Raw genomic sequence first — 15348 nt, forward strand, 5'->3', positions numbered from 1 at the left:
TGTCAAAATAATCTTTTCTATCAGAACGATCGACGCAATCGATAATACTGTCGGCCAGGCCTCTATTTCATCGCCTGCGTCAATCTGTCGCGGGCCACGGTGACATAGGCCGTATCGAGGTCGATGCCGATGGCACGGGCCCCTTCCTCCTGCGCCGCGACCAGGGTGGTGCCGGTTCCCATGAACGGGTCCAGCACCACCGCGCCGGGCCGGCCGTGCAGTCGGATGCACATGCGGGGCAACTGAACCGGGAACGTGCCCGGATGGTTGAATTTCTGCGCCTTGCCCTGCACCGTTTCATAGGGAATGAACCAGGTATCGCCCCGGCAACGCCGGTCCTGTTCGTGCCCGCGGCGGGCGATGTTCGACTTGTCCTTGTAGGGCACGCCGATATCCAGCCGGTTCAGTTCCACGGTGCCCGAGCGTGTCAGGTGGAACAGGTGTTCGTGGTTGCGATGCAGGTAGCGCGCGCTGTTCACCGGCTTGAAATGGCCGAACGTGTCCTCGTTCACCGAGACCGACTTGATCCAGCTGATATGGTTCTGCAGATGAAATATCTCGCGCAGGCGCACGGCCAGCTCGAACGGAATCCAGGGCTGCGCCGACGACCCAGCGATGTTCAGGAAGAACGACCCGTCCGGCCGCATGACCCGGTGCAGTTCGCGCGCGACCGCCATCATCCAGTCCAGGTACTGGGTTTCGGACATGCGGTCGCTATAGGTCCGGTAGCCCAGCCCGATATTGTACGGCGGCGAGGTGACCACGACATCGACCGAATCCGCGTCCATCCGCCGCAGCACCCGCAGGCAGTCGCCGCGCACCAGCTGATGCGGCCCGATGGCGTAGCGCAGCGTTCGCGGGGCGCGGGCGGCGGTCATGGTTCGCCCGCGATCCCGACGATCTTCGCCGTGGGGGCGGCGCCCATCGAAGCGGGCTCCATGACCACGACGGGGCGCGGCACGAACGTAATCGTCCGGCCCCGCTGCTGCATCGCGCCGGCGGTCTGTTCGGCGTCGGGGCCCCAGCCCATGAACAGGTCGGCCCGCGCCGGCCCCTGGATATCCGTCCCGGTATCCTGGGCGAAAACCAGCCGCTGCCAGCTTGACCCCGCGGGGCCGGGCAGCGTCGTTTCCACCCAGACGGGCGAGGCCAGCGGGATCGACCGCCTGTCGACCGCCACCGACCGGCCCGGCGTCAGCGGCACACCCAGCGCCCCGGGTGCCCCCTGGTCGGCATAGACATGGTCCAGCACGGTGAAGAACACGTAATTCGGATTGTCCTCCATCACCGTGCGGGCCTGGTCGGGATGGGCGGTCAGCCAGGCGCGGATCGACTGCATGCTGACGGCGTCCGCATCCATTTCGCCCTGCCGCACCAGGACGCGGCCCAGCGGTACGTATTCCTGGCCGTTCTTGGCGCCGAAGCCCAGGCGTACCACCTGTCCGCTGGGCAGGCGGACACGACCCGATCCCTGGATCTGGAGGAAGAACAGGTCGGCAGGGTCCGCGACCCAGAGCAGTTCCAGGTTGCGGCCTGCCAGCGCGCCGGCATCGATCTGCGCCCGCGTCCAGTACGGCATGAACTGGCTGCCCTGCCAGCGGCCCGTGACCATGCGCCCATCGGTGGCGCGGGTGCGGACCAGGTCGTCTGGCACGCCATAGACCGGGGTCTGGTACACGCCGCCACGCGACAGCGAACCGCGGATTTCCGGTTCGTAATAGCCGGTGAACAGGGCCTGACCGGCGGTCAGCACCGGCTGGAACCATGTCTCGAAGAACTGCCGGGCCGCCGGGGCGTCCCCGGTCGGCAGCGCGGCAGCAGCGCGGCACGCCGGCAGCCAGTCGCCGACATGCGTGCCGCGCCCGCTATCGGCGCCCAGGCCGGCATCGGCCGGCAGGCGGCCCAGATAGCGGCATTCCCCCAGGAAGACCGGCAGGGCGCGGACCGCCTCATCGCTTCCCCAGCCCTTGATGTCGGAAAACGCGAGCGGCTGCCCCGTCCCCTCCAGATCGGTCGCGGCACAGGCGGATAGCAGGAGAATGGCGCCGGCGGAGGCGCCCCGCAGGATCTTGGTCACGAAGGAATGAGACAAGGATAAGGCCAGACAGGTTTCGGACGGGGTGAAAGGAAAGATGGCGGACGGATCAGAGGGATCAGGCGCTGCGGCTGGCCGCCAGGCGCCATGCCGCGCCGCTGATCGCAACGCCCAGCGGGCGTTCGAACGTCCACAGGTCCGAAAACTCGGTCACGGCGTCGGTGCCCGCGACCGGGTGCCCGTCCTTGTCCGAGGTCAGGCTGATCTGGTCCGAGACGATGCGCACGTCGATGCGGGCATGGGTGGCGCCGTCCCGTTCCTCGATCGCGGCATCCACGATGGCCAGGCTGGCGATGGCGCGAACCTCGGCCTTCTGGATTTCGCCCGATTGCTCGCGCGAGCGGATCGCGGCCTCGAACGCGCTGAAGGCGTTGGCGGTCAGGCGCTCGCGCAGCATCGCGACATCACCCGCGGCGAAGGCCAGGACGATCTGGCGGAACGCGGCCTCGACCCCCTTGAGGAACTGCGCCGGGACGAAGTCGCGTTCCTGCTGGGCGATCGCGGCCAGGACCTGGCCGACCCGGGTTTCGGGCGCGGGCACGTCATAGTCGGTCAGGGTGGCCGGCGGTTCCGCCCGGCCCTCGATCACCGGGCCGGGGCGCGGGACCGCGCTGGGCGGTGGCGCGGGTTCGACGCCCACGCGCGTGCCCAGGATGCTGCGCAGCCGCAACGCCAGAAAGGCGGCGACCAGACCGAACAGCACCAGGTCGAACGGAAAATGACTGAACGAGAAATCCATCACCAAGCCTAATCAGTGGCGACCCGGCCGGCCCGGTCCCCACCATCATCCCCTTAACGTATCCTGAACATAGGCAAGCCCCCCGGACGACACAATGCGGGACGACGTCATGCGGCGGCCGCATTGCGTCGTCCGGGGCGGGATTCATGAAATTCCGCCCACACTCCCCCGCCGCCGTCCGCCGAGGTTGGCGAACGGCGCGGGGCGTGCTACCGGCGAGGCTCGGTATCCGCCTTCTGCCTGCTAAGGAAAGCTTCGTTCATGTCCGACACGACCCAGCCCCCCGCCGATGACGCCCAGAACGTTCCGCCGGCGATGCCGCTGACCATCAATGTTCAGTATATCAAGGATCTGTCGTTCGAAGTTCCCGCCGGCGCTGAAATCTTCGCGACCCTGCGCGCGAATCCCCAGATCGCGGTGAACATCGACGTGCAGGCCAATCGCCTGCAGGCCGAGCATCCGGTGTTCGAAGTCGTTCTGGCGATCAAGACCGAAGCCCTGGAAGCGCCGGAAAAGGAAGGCGCCGCCCCCGGCCGCCCGGTGTTCATCGCCGAACTGGCCTATGGCGCCGTCGTGACCCTGACCAACGCACCGGACGAACTGGTCGAGCCGATCCTGCTGGTCGAAGTGCCGCGCCTGATCTTCCCGTACGTGCGCAACATCATCAGCGAAGTGACGCGTGACGGCGGGTTCCCGCCCGTGGTGCTGCAGCCGATCGACTTCGTGGCGCTGTGGCAGGCCAAGCGCAGCTTCCCCCAGACGGCCGGCAACGCCTGATCGGGATATCCGGGCGGGCCGCCTGAGGCCCCCCATCGAAGGCCCGCCTCGCGCGGGCCTTTTTCATTTTGCGGCTTTCATTCCCCGGCCGGTCGCCGCCCCAGCCGGTCCAGGATCGCCGCCTGGTCGGGTCGTGCCGCGACCTGGATCGCACGCCAGGTCGCCGTGGACAGCGCCGCCTCGGTTGACTTTGAAATCGCGATCGCCCGGATGTTCCGCAGGGCGGCGTGCCCGCCCGCCGGCAGGTGACGCAGGAACTGGCGTGCCGTCTCGGCCGAATAGAACAGGGCCGCGTCGATGACGCCCCCGGCCAGGGCCGTGCGAACCGCCGCGTCGGGCGCCCCCGCGGGCCGCACCCGATAGACGCAGCGCCGGCTGACGCGGAACCCGGCCCGCCGCAGCGCCACGGCCAGATCCTGTCCATAGGTGGGCGCCGTCGGCACCAGCAGGGACCCCGCCCCCGGGTCCAGCCGGTCGCGGGCGAGGTCCGCCAGGTCGGCCGCCGTTCCCGCCGCCACCGTGACGTCGGTGAATCCCGCATCGCGCATCCGTCGGGCCGTGACCGCGCCGACCGCCAGAATCGGCATGTCGGGCCGTACGCGGCCCGCCAGCGCCGCGATGGCCTGCCCGCTGGTCAGCAGGACGGCCTGGGTGCGGGCCAGCGGCAACACGGCATCCATGATCGGTTCGATCCGCAGCGCGGGCATGGCATGGGCCTGCCAGCCCAGCCGTTCGACCGCCGCCATGGTGTCGGCCAGCCCGGGTTCCGGCCGTGTGACCAGAACGCCGGTGCGGGGCGGTGCGTCAGGCGGCAAAGACGTCCGATGGGCTGTCCATCCGAAGGCTGCGGCCCAGTTCGCGGCCCATTTCCTCGGCGTCGGCGCGCAGGCCGGTCACGGTCCGGCGCAGCAGGAAGGACCCGTCCTCGCGCGCGACCAGGCCGGTCAGGCGCAGGCTGGCCTCGGCGCCCGCCAGTCCCGGGACCAGGCGGGCATAGCCGCCGATCGGGGTGCGGCACGATCCGTCCAGTTCCGCCAGCAGCGCGCGCTCGGCGGTGGCGACGGCGCGGGCCTCGTAATCCTCGATGGCGGCCAGAAGCTCGCGCAGTTCCACGTCGCTTTCGCGAACGGTGACGCCGACGATGCCCTGGCCGGCGGCGGGGACCATGATTTCCGGATCCAGGACGATATCCGCGCGGTCTTCCATTCCCAGCCGGCGCAGGCCGGCCAGGGCCAGCAGGGTCGCATCGCACTGCCGCGCCGCCAGCTTGTCCAGCCGCGTCTGCACATTGCCGCGCAGCAGGCCGAAGCGCAGGTCCGGGCGCACATGCAGCATCTGCGCCTGGCGCCGCACCGACGCGCAGCCGACCAGCGCATTGCGCGGCAGCGCGGCATACGGATCGGCCGCATCGGCGGCGTCGTGCCGCCCGCCGGCGCCCGGACCCAGGATCAGGGCATCGCGCGCGTCCTCGCGCCGCAGGGTGCAGGCCAGCACCAGGCCGGGCGGCAGCGTGGTTTCCAGGTCCTTCAGGCTATGGACCGCGAAATCGATCCGCCCGTCGGACAGGGCATCGTGAATTTCCTTGGCGAACAGTCCCTTGCCGCCGATTTCGGCCAGACGGCGATTCTGCACCTGGTCGCCGGTGGTGTTGATCTGGTGTTCCTGGAACGCCCCCATGTCGCGCAGGACCGGGCAGAACCGCGTCAGCATCGTCAGGAACGCCCGGGTCTGCACCAGTGCCAGCGGCGAGGCCCGCGTGCCCACGCGCAGCGGCAGTTCGCGACGGTGCGGCAATGCGGCCCGCGTGGCCGCCTGCTTCTGGCGCGCGGCGGCCTGCGCCGCGATTTTCTGCAATGCGGAGGACGGGGCGGCTGACGGGCCAGGAACGGACGGAGGAGCGGAAACCATGCGATGTCTCTATTACCGCGACGACACGAAGGAAAGATGACATAGCGCCCGGCGGAACTGTATTTTATGCAATGATCATGTCCGTGTCCCCTGCCACGCCGCCCGATTCCGCCGAGACAGCGGCGCAAGCCCCTGTTCCGGCGCCCGATATGGCGCCCATCCTCGCAATCGAATCGTCCTGCGACGACACGGCCTGCGCCATCCTGGCACCCGACGGCACGATCCTGGCCGAGACCGTTCTGTCGCAGGCCGGACATGTTCCCTTCGGCGGCGTGGTGCCGGAAATCGCGGCCCGGGCCCATCTGGCCGCCCTGCCGGCCCTGGTACGCCACACGCTGGACGTGGCCGCCCTGCCTGCCGAGGCGCTGGGCGCGATCGCCGCCAGCACCGGCCCCGGGCTGATCGGCGGGCTGATCGTCGGCGCCGGCATGGCCAAGGGGCTGGCCGTGGCGCTCGGCCGGCCTTTCGTCGCCGTGAACCATATCGAGGCCCATGCCCTGACCGCCCGGCTGCCCGGCCTTGTCCCCGGCGGGGCATCGTTTCCCTATCTGCTGCTGCTGGTCTCGGGCGGCCATTGCCAGTGCATCGCGGTCGAGGGCGTGGGCCGGTATCGCAAGCTGGGCGGCACCATCGACGATGCCGCCGGCGAAGCGTTCGACAAGGTCGCGAAGATGCTGGGCCTGGGCTGGCCCGGCGGCCCGGCGGTCGAGGCCCTGGCGCGCGAGGGCGATCCGGCCCCCTGGCCGCTGCCCCGCCCGCTGCGGGGCCGTCCGGGCTGCGACTTCTCGTTTTCCGGGCTGAAGACCGCCGTGGCGCAGAAGCTGGCGCCATTCGCGGCCGGCGCCCTGCCCCGGACCGCCGCCGCCGGCATTGCCGCCAGTTTCCAGGACGCGGTGGCCGACATCGTCGCCGACCGGGTGGCCCATGCGCTGGACATGATGCCGCAGGCCACGCTGCTGGTCGCGGCCGGCGGCGTGGCCGCGAATACGGCCCTGCGCACGCGCCTGACCACCCTTGCGACCTCCCGCGCCCTGCCCTTCGCGGCGCCTCCCCTGCGGCTGTGTACCGACAATGCGGTCATGGTCGGCTGGGCCGCCATCGAAACCCTGCGCGAACGCCGGCGGCTGGGGCTGCCGCCCACCGACGACCTTGACCTGCTGCCCCGTCCGCGCTGGCCGCTGGAGCAGATGGCCGAACGGTTCGCGCACCCCGCCCCATGAATTATCGCCACGCCTTTCATGCCGGCAATTTCGCCGATTGCATGAAACATGCGCTGCTGGTGCTGCTGCTACAGGCATTGGCCCGCAAGCCCGCGCCGTTCGCGGTGCTGGACACGCATGCGGGGATCGGCCGCTACGACCTGACCGGCGAGCAGGCTGGACGCACGGGGGAATGGCGCAACGGGATCGGCCGCCTGCTGGAGACGGCACCGGACGGCGTGCCGTCGCTGTACCTGGACCTGGTGCGCCGGGCCGGTGCGCCGGACATCTATCCCGGTTCGCCGCTGATCGCCGCGATGATGCTCCGCCCGCAGGACCGGCTGATCTGCTGCGAACTGCACCCCGAGGACAGCCGCCTGCTGCGCGCGGTGTTCGCCGGCCAGCCGCAGATCGCGGTGCACGCCCGCGACGGCTATGCCGCCCTGCGCGCCCTGCTGCCGCCGCGCGACGCGAAGCGCGGGCTGGTGCTGATCGACCCTCCTTTCGAACAGCCCGATGAATTCCACCGCCTGGCAGGCGGAATCGTCACGGCGCATCGCCGATTCGCGACCGGGATCATCGCCGCCTGGTACCCGATCAAGCATCGCGCGCCGGTGCGCGCATTCCTCGATTCGCTGCGCGAATCGGGTATGCGCGACATCGTGGCGCTGGAACTGACCCTGCGCCCGCCGCTGGACCCGTCACGCCTGAACGGCAGCGGCCTGGTGGTGGTCAATCCGCCCTTTGGCTTTCTGGACCAGGCCCTGCCGGCGCTGCGCGCCCTTGCCCATCTGTCCCCGGATGGGACAGGAGAGGCAGCCGTCACGCGCATCGTCGAGGAATAGGCGCGGGGCGGGAGGATAACGGGGGACAGGATCATGAACGCACCACGCATCGCCGTCATCGGGGCCGGCGCCTGGGGGATCGCCCTGGCGGTCCAGGCGGCCCGCGCGGGCGCGCAGGTGCATCTGTGGGCCCGGAAACCGGACAGCCTGTCCGACACCCGCACCCTTCCCCGCCTGCCGCATGTGACCCTGCCGGAATCGATCACCGTGACCGGCGACATGCCGGCCCGTGCCGACGCGGTGCTGCTGGCGGTGCCGATGCAGCATCTGCGCGCCGTGCTGGGCCACGTGCCGCCGGCCGGACCGATGATCGCCTGCTGCAAGGGGGTGGAGCGCGACAGCCTGGCCCTGCCGCTGGAGGTGATCGCCTCCCGTCATCCGAACCTTCCGCGCGCCGTGCTGTCCGGCCCCAATTTCGCGCATGAGGTGGCGCAGGGCCTGCCGACGGCAGCGGTGCTGGCCTGCGAGGACCCGGTCGAGGCCCGGGATCTGGCCGACCATCTGACGACCCCGGAATTCCGCCTGTATGCCAGCGACGACGCCATCGGGGTGCAGATCGGCGGCGCCGCGAAGAACGTGATCGCCATCGCCGCCGGGGCCACGATCGGCGCGGGCCTGGGCGAAAACGCAAGGGCATCGCTGATGACGCGCGGCCTGGCGGAACTGGGCCGGCTGTCGCGGGGTCTGGGTGGCCGCGCGGAAACGCTGTCGGGCCTGGCGGGCGTGGGCGACCTGATCCTGACCTGCACGGGCCCGTCCTCGCGCAATTTCAGCCTGGGCCTGGCGCTGGGAAGGGGCGAAGCCCTGTCCGCGATCCTGGGCCAGCGCACCACGGTCGCCGAAGGCGTCACCACCGCCCCCGCCATCCTGGCCCTGGCCCGCAAACACGACATCAGCGTGCCGGTGATCGAAACGGTATCGCTGCTGCTGGCCGAGGACATCGACCTGGCCGAAGCCCGCGACCGGCTACTGAGCCGGCCCGTCGGGACGGAGTGAGCGGCCCGGCACCGACCGCGACAATCACGCCACTGGCGACATTCAGTTTCCGGTCCCGGACCCGGGCGTGCCGTTGCAGACACCATCCATGCAGGTCGCCGATGTCCCGCCCGCGTCGGGGTCGCGCGCGCCGCCCCGTTGTCCGCGTCCGGTCGCCAGGCGGTTGCACTGGTTGTCCACGCAGGTGGTCGAGACCGGACCGGAGGATTGCTGCTGGCCGTTCGGGACACCGTACGGCCAGATATCGCCCGGCGTGACGTACACGCCGCCGCCCTGCTGGTACGGATTATAGCCATATCCGTTCGAACCGGTGGTCGTTCCGCCGTTGCCGCAGGCGGTTCCCGTACACCCGCCCGAGTGCATCGTGTTCCGCGCCCTGCCCTGGGACGTGCCTGAGGAATTGTTCCTGTCCCACGCCTCGGCATCATGAAGGCCGGACATCAGCCCGGACATCATAAGGGTGGCAAGAAGAGCCGTGCGGGTGAATGTCATGGCATTCCTCCACTGATGGATGACAGACGGTCCCCGGACCATCACCCGACGAACATACCCGCAATGGTCGCACTGGCGAAATTCGACAGCGATCCTGCCATGACCGCGCGCAGGCCCATCTTCGCGACGTCCGCCCTGCGCTCCGGGGCCACGCTGCCGAAACCCGCGATCAGGATGCCGATCGACGACAGGTTGGCGAACCCGCACAGCGCGAACGACGCGATGGCCAGCGCCCTGGGATCGAGCGCCGCGTCGTGGAAATGCGGTGCCAGGGCGACGTAGGCCACGAATTCGTTGAACACCAGCTTCTGGCCCATGATCGCGCCGACCACGCCGCATTCATGCCACGGCACGCCGATCAGCCATGCCAGAGGGGCGAACACGACGCCGAACAGCCGTTCCAGCGACAGGTCCGCGATGCCCAGCCAGCCGCCCAGCCCGTGGATCATGCCATTGGCCAGCGCGATCAGGCCGATGAAGGCGATCAGCATGCTGCCGACCGCGACCGCGACGCCCACGCCGCTGGCGGCCCCGATGGCCACGGCCTCGAAGACGGTGGCGGGGTGTTCGTGCCCGAATTCCAGGTCCAGCCGGGTGATGCGCGTGGCCTCGCGCGCGGGCATCAGGATCTTGGCGAACAGCAGGCCGCCGGGAATGGCCATGACCGACGCCGCCAGCAGATAGTCCATCGGCACGCCCAGGCCGGCATAGCCCGCCAGAACCGACCCGGCGACCGAGGCGGTACCGCTGGACATCACCGCGAACAGTTCCGCCCGCGTCAGCAGCGGGACGTAGGGGCGCAGAGCCACGGGCATCTCGCTCTGCCCCAGGAAGATGGTGGTGACGGCGGAGAAGGATTCGATCGTCGATGTCCCCAGCGCCCGGCGGACCGCCCCGCCCAGAAGCGCCGCCAGGCGCTGCATGACCCGGTAATGATACAGGATCGCGATCAGGGCCGAGACATAGACGATCTGCGGCAGGACGCGGAACGCGAAGATGAATCCGGTATGGGGAAACAGCGTGTTCATGCGCGGATCGACCAGCGCGCCGAACAGGAACAGACTGCCCTGCGCGCCGTATCCCAGCACGGTATCGACCGCGCCGGACAGCGCATGCAGCGCGTGGCGCCCCGGCGGGACGAACAGCACCATGCCGCCCAGCGCCACCTGCATCAGGCCGGCGGCCAGGACAATGCGGGGGCGAATGGCCCGCCGGTCGGTCGAAAACGCCACGGCCAGTCCGATCAGGCCGGCAAGACCAAGGATTCCATGCAGGACAGGCACGTCGCCTCACCAATACCAGGACGAAACGAGATTGTGCGCTGCGCGGGGCGCTGTCCAGCGCCCGCGGCCCGCCGGTACTCGTGTCGCATGGGAAACTGCTCTAGTCTTGCGCGTTCGGACAGGATGCAAGAGACAGAATCGGTTCCATGACGACCGCGTACGACTTTACCCTTCCGTCGCTGGATGGCGGTACGATCGACCTTGGCGCGCTGCGCGGCAAGCCGATCCTGATCGTGAACACCGCGTCGAAATGCGGCTTCACGCCGCAATTCGAAGGGCTGCAGGCGCTGTGGTCGTTCTATCGCGGCAACGGGCTGACGATCATCGGCGTGCCGTCCAACGATTTCGGCAACCAGGAGCCCGGCACCTCGACCGAGATCGCGACCTTCTGCGCCCGCAATTACAGCGTCACCTTCCCCATGGCCGCGCGCAGCCATGTCCGGGGCGCCGACACGCTGCCGCTGTTCCGCTGGATCGCGCAACAGGGCGGCCTCATGGCCCGCCCGCGCTGGAACTTCTACAAATACCTGATCGGCCGCGACGGCCGCCTGGCAAACTGGTTCGTCAGCCTGACATCGCCCGAATCACACCGCATGCGCGTGGCTATCGAGCGCGCGATCCTGGACACCTGATCCGCCGCCCCTGATTCCGCCATCCATGTGAATCATGGTGTCCGGCCGGCCCTGCCTCGGGCAGTATGCGCCGGTTCCGCTCCAGGAGGTCGCGCTTGCTCAGAGGTTTTCTCACCGTCGGTGGCTGGACGATGCTCAGCCGCGTGCTGGGCCTGGTGCGCGACCAGCTGCTGGCCGCCTTCCTGGGCGCGGGACCGGTCCAGGACGCCTATCAGGTCGCCTTCCGCCTGCCCAACATGTTCCGCCAGCTTTTCGGCGAGGGCGCGCTGAACACGGCGTTCGTTCCGCTCTTTTCCGGCATGCTCGCGACCGAAGGCCCCGACCGGGCCCGCCGCTTCGCCAGCGAGACGTTCAGCGTCCTTCTGACATGGCTGACGATGATCGCCGTGCTGGGCGAGGTCTTCATGCCGCAGGTCGTACGCGTGATCGCCGCCGGCTTCCCGCTGGATGGCGACCGCTACCATATGGCGGTCACGCTCAGCCGCATCACCTTTCCCTATCTGGTGCTGATCTGCGCCGCGGCACTGGTGTCGGGCGTGCTGAACGGCCTGCACCGGTTCGGCGTCGCGGCGGCGGCCTATGTATCCTTCAACGTCGTCGGCATCGCCTCGATCTTCCTGCTGACGCCGCTGACCGGCGATGTCGCGCGCGCCGCCGCCTGGGGCGTCACCGCGTCGGGCGTCGCCCAGCTTGGCCTGCTGCTGCTGGCGGTCCGCCGCGCCGGCTTCCGCCTGATGCTGCTGCCGCCGCGCCTGACGGCGCGCATCCATACCCTGATCCGGCGCATGGCGATCGGTTGCCTGGGCAGCGGCGTCAGCCAGATCAACCTGCTGGTGGATACCATCATCGCCTCGTACCTGCCGCCCGGCAGCGTGTCATTCATCTATTTCGCCGACCGCATCAACCAGTTGCCGCTGGGCGTCCTGGGGGCCGCGGCCGGCACCACCCTGCTGCCGGTACTGAGCCGCCACGTCGCCGCCGAGGACCATGACGGCGCACACGGCGCGCAGAACCGGGCGATCGACTATGCCATGATCCTGACCCTGCCGGCGGCGCTGGGCATGATGGTGCTGGCCCAGCCGATCATCGCCACGCTGTTCCAGCACGGCGCGTTCACCCCGCGCGACGCCATGCTCTCGGCGCAGTCGCTGCGTGCCTTCGCCATCGGCCTGCCGGCCTTCGTGCTGATCAAGGTCCTGGCCCCGGGCTTCTTCGCCAGGGGCGACACGGCCACACCGGTCCGGGTGGGCCTGTTCACCCTGACCCTGAATTTCGTCCTGAACCTGCTGCTGATGCACCCGCTGCACCATGCCGGCCCGCCGCTGGCCAGCAGCCTGGCTGCGATCGTCAATGTCGCCACGCTCGGCTTCCTGCTGCGCCGCCGGGGCATATTGCGCATCTCCACCACCACCCTGTCGCGGGTCGGCCGGATGGCGCTTGCCGCGCTGGGCATGGCGGCGGTGCTGATGATGCTGGACCTGACGGCCCTGGGGCCGCTGGCCGTCCAGCACGGCCCGCTGCGGATCATGGCGCTGGGCGTGCTGGTCATGGCCGGCATGCTGGCCTATGGCGCCGGGTTGCAGGTCCTGGGCGTGATGGAACTGCGCGTGGCCGCGGCGATGCTGCGCGCCCGCCTCGCCCGCCGGCGGGGACGGCCGGCATAACGGCATGACGGCACGTCATTTCCCGGGTGGCACATCGCGGTCCGGGCCTGTACACAGGCCGGCATGACGCTCCCTTCACCGGACGGCGCCACTCCGGCCATGGCGCAATGGTTTTCCCTCAAGGCCGAACATCCCGAGGCCCTGCTGTTCTTCCGCATGGGTGATTTCTACGAGATGTTCTTCTCCGACGCCGAGGCGGCGGCCGGCGCGCTGGATATCGCCCTGACCGCGCGCGGCACGCATGGCGATATCCCGATTCCGATGTGCGGCGTCCCGGTCGGGGCGGCATCGTCCTACCTGGCGCGGCTGATCCGTCGCGGGTTCCGCGTGGCGGTGGCCGAACAGACCGAACCGCCGCGCAAGCCCGGCAAGGGCGGCCCCAAGGGCCCGCTGGCCCGCGCCGTGGTGCGGCTTGTCACCCCCGGCACCCTGACCGAGGACGAATTGCTGGAGGCCGGACGGCAGAACCTGCTGCTGGCCGTCGCCTCGCGCGGCGGACGCGGAACGCGCGGCTGGGGCGTGGCGTGGATCGATATTTCCACCGGCACATTCGAGACGGCCTCGGTTCCCGCCGAGGGGCTGATGGACCTGCTGGGCCGGCTGGACCCGGCGGAAATCCTGGCGGCGGCCGAGATCGACCTGGGTGACTTCGCGGCCCGGCGCGCGCCGGCAACCATTCCCCCCGGCCCGGAAGCCGCCCGGCGGCGCGTGGCCGAGACCTTCCATGTCGCCAGCCTGGACGCGTTCGGGACCTTTTCCGACGAGGAAGCGGTCGCCGGCGCCATGGCCCTGGATTACGTCCGGCGCAGCCAGGCCGGCCAGATGCCGCGCCTGTCGAGGCCCCAGGCGCATGAAAATGGCGGAGTGCTGGGCCTGGACCCCGCCACGCGCGCCAGCCTTGACCTGCTGCGCACGCGCGACGGCGGCACCGAGCATACGTTGCTGGCCAGCGTCGGCCGCACCGTCACCGCGCCCGGCAGCCGATTGCTGGCGGAATGGATCGCCGCCCCCCTGACCCGGGACGCCGCGATCGCCGCCCGCCAGGACGGCTGGTCGTGGCTGATCGAGGAAGGCGGCGTGCGCGCGGCCCTGCGGCAGGGATTGCGCGGTACGCCGGACATCGCCCGCGCGCTGGCCCGCCTGTCGCTGGGCCGTGGCCTGCCGCGCGACGCGGCGGCGATCCGCGACGGGCTGGCCATCGCCCGGCGCATCGCCCAGGCCCTGACGGACGGCCGCACCGCACCGCCCGCGCTGCTGGCCGACGCCATGCGCCACCTGGGCGAGGCAACGGACCTGGAAGCCCGGCTGAAGCAGGCCCTGGCCGAAGACCTGCCGGCCCGGGTGGAAGACGGCGGCGTGATCGCCGCCGGCTTCGATGCCGAACTGGACGCCGAACGGGCCCTGCGCGACGACAGCCGCCGGGTCATTGCCGGGTTGCAGAACGATTATGCCCAGAAATTCGGGCTGGCCAGCCTGAAGATCCGCCATCACGCGCAACTGGGCTACGTCATCGAGGTCCCGGCGGCGACCGCCCCCCGCCTGCGCGAGCGCACCGACCTGATCCTGCGCCAGGGCACGGCCAGCGCGGCCCGGTTCTCGACCGAGGAACTGGTCAGCCTGGACCGCCGCATCGCCGAGGCCGCGGAGCGTGCCGCAACGCGCGAGCGGCGGATCTTCGCCGCCCTGGTGCGCGAGATCCTGGACGAACCCGCCCCGCCGGTCATCGCGGGGGCGCTGGCGGTCCTGGACGTGCTGCAATCCTGCGCCGACCTGGCCGCCGGCGGCATGTGGTGCCGGCCCGAGGTCACGGACGACGACGCCTTCACGCTGACGGCCTGCCGCCACCCGGTGGTCGAGGCGGCGCTGCCGCGCAGCGAGCGCTTCACCCCGAACGATTGCGTGCTGGAACCCGCCCAGCGCGTCATGCTGCTGACCGGGCCGAACATGGCGGGCAAATCGACCTTCCTGCGCCAGACCGCGCTGGCGGTCATCCTGGCGCAGGCCGGGCTGCCCGTCCCGGCCAAGGCCGCGCGGATCGGCGTCGTCGACCGGCTGTTTTCCCGCGTGGGGGCATCGGACGACCTGGCGCGCGGGCGGTCGACCTTCATGGTGGAAATGACCGAGACCGCCGCCATCCTGAACCAGGCCGGCCCCCGGTCCCTGGTGGTGGTCGATGAAATCGGGCGCGGCACCGCGACGCTGGACGGGCTGGCCATCGCCTGGTCGGTGCTGGAAGCCATGCATTCGACATTGCGCTGCCGTTCCATTTTCGCAACGCATTTCCACGAACTGGCCGAACTGGCGGAAAGCCTGCCGCGCCTGTCGCCCCACACGATGAGCGTGCGGGAATGGAAGGGCCAGGTGATCTTCCAGCACGAGGTCATACCCGGATCGGCGCGCCGAAGCTGGGGCGTGCACGTGGCCCGGCTGGCCGGCGTGCCGGAACCGGTTGTCCGCCGCGCCGCGCGGCTGCTGGCGGGACTGGAGAAGGAACGCGCGGTGGGCGCCAGGCCCCTGCCGCTGTTCGCCCCGGCGGATAGCACCCCGCCTGCCGAAGAACCCGATCCGGGCGTGCCCGAACCGGTGCGGCGGATGCTGGAACAGCTCGACCCCGACGAGCTGACGCCGCGCACGGCGCTGGACATGGTCTACGCGATCAAGAAACTGATGCTTGAAGAATCCTGACATCTGGACCACGGATAGAACGGATAGAATGGA

At 70.0% G+C, this 15348-nt stretch carries 14 protein-coding genes; 7 read left to right on the forward strand and 7 right to left on the reverse strand.

Annotation, left to right across the window (positions count from 1 at the left end; all coding sequences use genetic code 11):
• Positions 1–62: 62 nt before the first annotated feature.
• From GDIA_RS01465 to GDIA_RS01475, 3 genes are all read right to left on the reverse strand, one after another.
• Complete coding sequence (locus GDIA_RS01465; RefSeq protein ID WP_012225768.1) at positions 63–878, reverse strand: DNA-methyltransferase; 816 nt, start codon at positions 876–878, stop codon at positions 63–65.
• Positions 875–2092, reverse strand: coding sequence for a murein transglycosylase A (mltA, locus tag GDIA_RS01470; RefSeq protein WP_012225770.1), 1218 nt, complete (start codon positions 2090–2092; stop codon positions 875–877). Before mltA ends, GDIA_RS01465 begins: the two co-directional genes overlap by 4 nt.
• 61 nt (positions 2093–2153) lie before the next feature.
• Entirely contained in the window at positions 2154–2834 is a 681-nt protein-coding gene (locus GDIA_RS01475) for a Tim44/TimA family putative adaptor protein (RefSeq protein WP_012553049.1), read from the reverse strand.
• Between the two features lie 261 nt (positions 2835–3095).
• Between GDIA_RS01475 and secB the strand changes: the two genes are divergently transcribed.
• On the forward strand, positions 3096–3611 hold the full coding sequence (gene secB / locus GDIA_RS01480; protein WP_012225773.1) for a protein-export chaperone SecB: 516 nt from the start codon (positions 3096–3098) through the stop codon (positions 3609–3611).
• A 77-nt stretch (positions 3612–3688) separates the two neighbouring features.
• On the opposite strand, the gene GDIA_RS01485 is transcribed toward secB, so the two are convergent.
• Both GDIA_RS01485 and hemC read right to left on the reverse strand, forming a co-directional pair.
• Complete coding sequence (locus tag GDIA_RS01485) at positions 3689–4426, reverse strand: uroporphyrinogen-III synthase (RefSeq protein WP_012553050.1); 738 nt, start codon at positions 4424–4426, stop codon at positions 3689–3691.
• Positions 4416–5519 (reverse strand): hydroxymethylbilane synthase, encoded by a 1104-nt coding sequence (gene hemC / locus GDIA_RS01490; RefSeq protein ID WP_012225791.1) that lies wholly within the window; start codon positions 5517–5519, stop codon positions 4416–4418. The genes GDIA_RS01485 and hemC overlap by 11 nt, the downstream gene beginning before the upstream one ends.
• 149 nt (positions 5520–5668) lie before the next feature.
• On the opposite strand from hemC, the gene tsaD reads away from it, so the two are divergent.
• The 3 genes from tsaD to GDIA_RS01505 are packed head-to-tail and all read left to right on the forward strand — an operon-like array spanning position 5669 to position 8559.
• On the forward strand, positions 5669–6739 hold the full coding sequence (gene tsaD, locus GDIA_RS01495; protein WP_043459132.1) for a tRNA (adenosine(37)-N6)-threonylcarbamoyltransferase complex transferase subunit TsaD: 1071 nt from the start codon (positions 5669–5671) through the stop codon (positions 6737–6739).
• A complete protein-coding gene (locus GDIA_RS01500; RefSeq protein WP_012225795.1) occupies positions 6736–7563 on the forward strand; it encodes a 23S rRNA (adenine(2030)-N(6))-methyltransferase RlmJ in 828 nt (275 codons plus the stop codon). Before tsaD ends, GDIA_RS01500 begins: the two co-directional genes overlap by 4 nt.
• A 33-nt stretch (positions 7564–7596) precedes the next feature.
• Complete coding sequence (locus tag GDIA_RS01505; RefSeq protein ID WP_012225797.1) at positions 7597–8559, forward strand: NAD(P)H-dependent glycerol-3-phosphate dehydrogenase; 963 nt, start codon at positions 7597–7599, stop codon at positions 8557–8559.
• Between the two features lie 42 nt (positions 8560–8601).
• Here GDIA_RS01505 and GDIA_RS01510 read toward each other — a convergent pair whose 3' ends face one another.
• Positions 8602–9051 carry a hypothetical protein gene (locus tag GDIA_RS01510; RefSeq protein ID WP_012553052.1) on the reverse strand — a complete coding sequence of 150 codons (450 nt, stop codon included), beginning with the start codon at positions 9049–9051 and terminating at the stop codon, positions 8602–8604.
• A gap of 41 nt (positions 9052–9092) precedes the next feature.
• The gene (locus GDIA_RS01515) at positions 9093–10334 is read right to left on the reverse strand and encodes a NupC/NupG family nucleoside CNT transporter (protein WP_012225801.1); all 1242 of its coding nucleotides are present in this window, start codon (positions 10332–10334) and stop codon (positions 9093–9095) included.
• A 146-nt stretch (positions 10335–10480) separates the two neighbouring features.
• Here GDIA_RS01515 and GDIA_RS01520 point away from each other — a divergent pair, with 146 nt between their 5' ends.
• The 3 genes from GDIA_RS01520 to mutS all read left to right on the forward strand — a co-directional run bounded on the left by GDIA_RS01520 (position 10481) and on the right by mutS (position 15315).
• Positions 10481–10966 carry a glutathione peroxidase gene (locus GDIA_RS01520; RefSeq protein ID WP_012225806.1) on the forward strand — a complete coding sequence of 162 codons (486 nt, stop codon included), beginning with the start codon at positions 10481–10483 and terminating at the stop codon, positions 10964–10966.
• Between the two features lie 95 nt (positions 10967–11061).
• Positions 11062–12630 (forward strand): murein biosynthesis integral membrane protein MurJ, encoded by a 1569-nt coding sequence (murJ, locus tag GDIA_RS01525; RefSeq protein WP_012553053.1) that lies wholly within the window; start codon positions 11062–11064, stop codon positions 12628–12630.
• Positions 12631–12693: 63 nt separating this feature from the next.
• Positions 12694–15315 (forward strand): DNA mismatch repair protein MutS, encoded by a 2622-nt coding sequence (mutS, locus tag GDIA_RS01530; protein ID WP_012553054.1) that lies wholly within the window; start codon positions 12694–12696, stop codon positions 15313–15315.
• Positions 15316–15348: the final 33 nt, after the last annotated feature.

The organism is Gluconacetobacter diazotrophicus PA1 5, assembly GCF_000021325.1.
GTDB lineage: Bacteria > Pseudomonadota > Alphaproteobacteria > Acetobacterales > Acetobacteraceae > Gluconacetobacter > Gluconacetobacter diazotrophicus.

Excerpts from the sequence above, each read along its gene's own strand:
- secB (WP_012225773.1), top strand. The coding sequence starts at position 3,096 with ATGTCCGACACGACCCAGCCCCCCGCCGATGACGCCCAGAACGTTCCG.
- GDIA_RS01520 (WP_012225806.1), top strand. The coding sequence starts at position 10,481 with ATGACGACCGCGTACGACTTTACCCTTCCGTCGCTGGATGGCGGTACG.
- GDIA_RS01505 (WP_012225797.1), top strand. The coding sequence starts at position 7,597 with ATGAACGCACCACGCATCGCCGTCATCGGGGCCGGCGCCTGGGGGATC.
- GDIA_RS01500 (WP_012225795.1), top strand. The coding sequence starts at position 6,736 with ATGAATTATCGCCACGCCTTTCATGCCGGCAATTTCGCCGATTGCATG.
- hemC (WP_012225791.1), bottom strand. The coding sequence starts at position 5,519 with ATGGTTTCCGCTCCTCCGTCCGTTCCTGGCCCGTCAGCCGCCCCGTCC.
- GDIA_RS01475 (WP_012553049.1), bottom strand. The coding sequence starts at position 2,834 with ATGGATTTCTCGTTCAGTCATTTTCCGTTCGACCTGGTGCTGTTCGGT.
- mutS (WP_012553054.1), top strand. The coding sequence starts at position 12,694 with ATGACGCTCCCTTCACCGGACGGCGCCACTCCGGCCATGGCGCAATGG.
- tsaD (WP_043459132.1), top strand. The coding sequence starts at position 5,669 with ATGGCGCCCATCCTCGCAATCGAATCGTCCTGCGACGACACGGCCTGC.
- GDIA_RS01465 (WP_012225768.1), bottom strand. The coding sequence starts at position 878 with ATGACCGCCGCCCGCGCCCCGCGAACGCTGCGCTACGCCATCGGGCCG.
- GDIA_RS01510 (WP_012553052.1), bottom strand. The coding sequence starts at position 9,051 with ATGACATTCACCCGCACGGCTCTTCTTGCCACCCTTATGATGTCCGGG.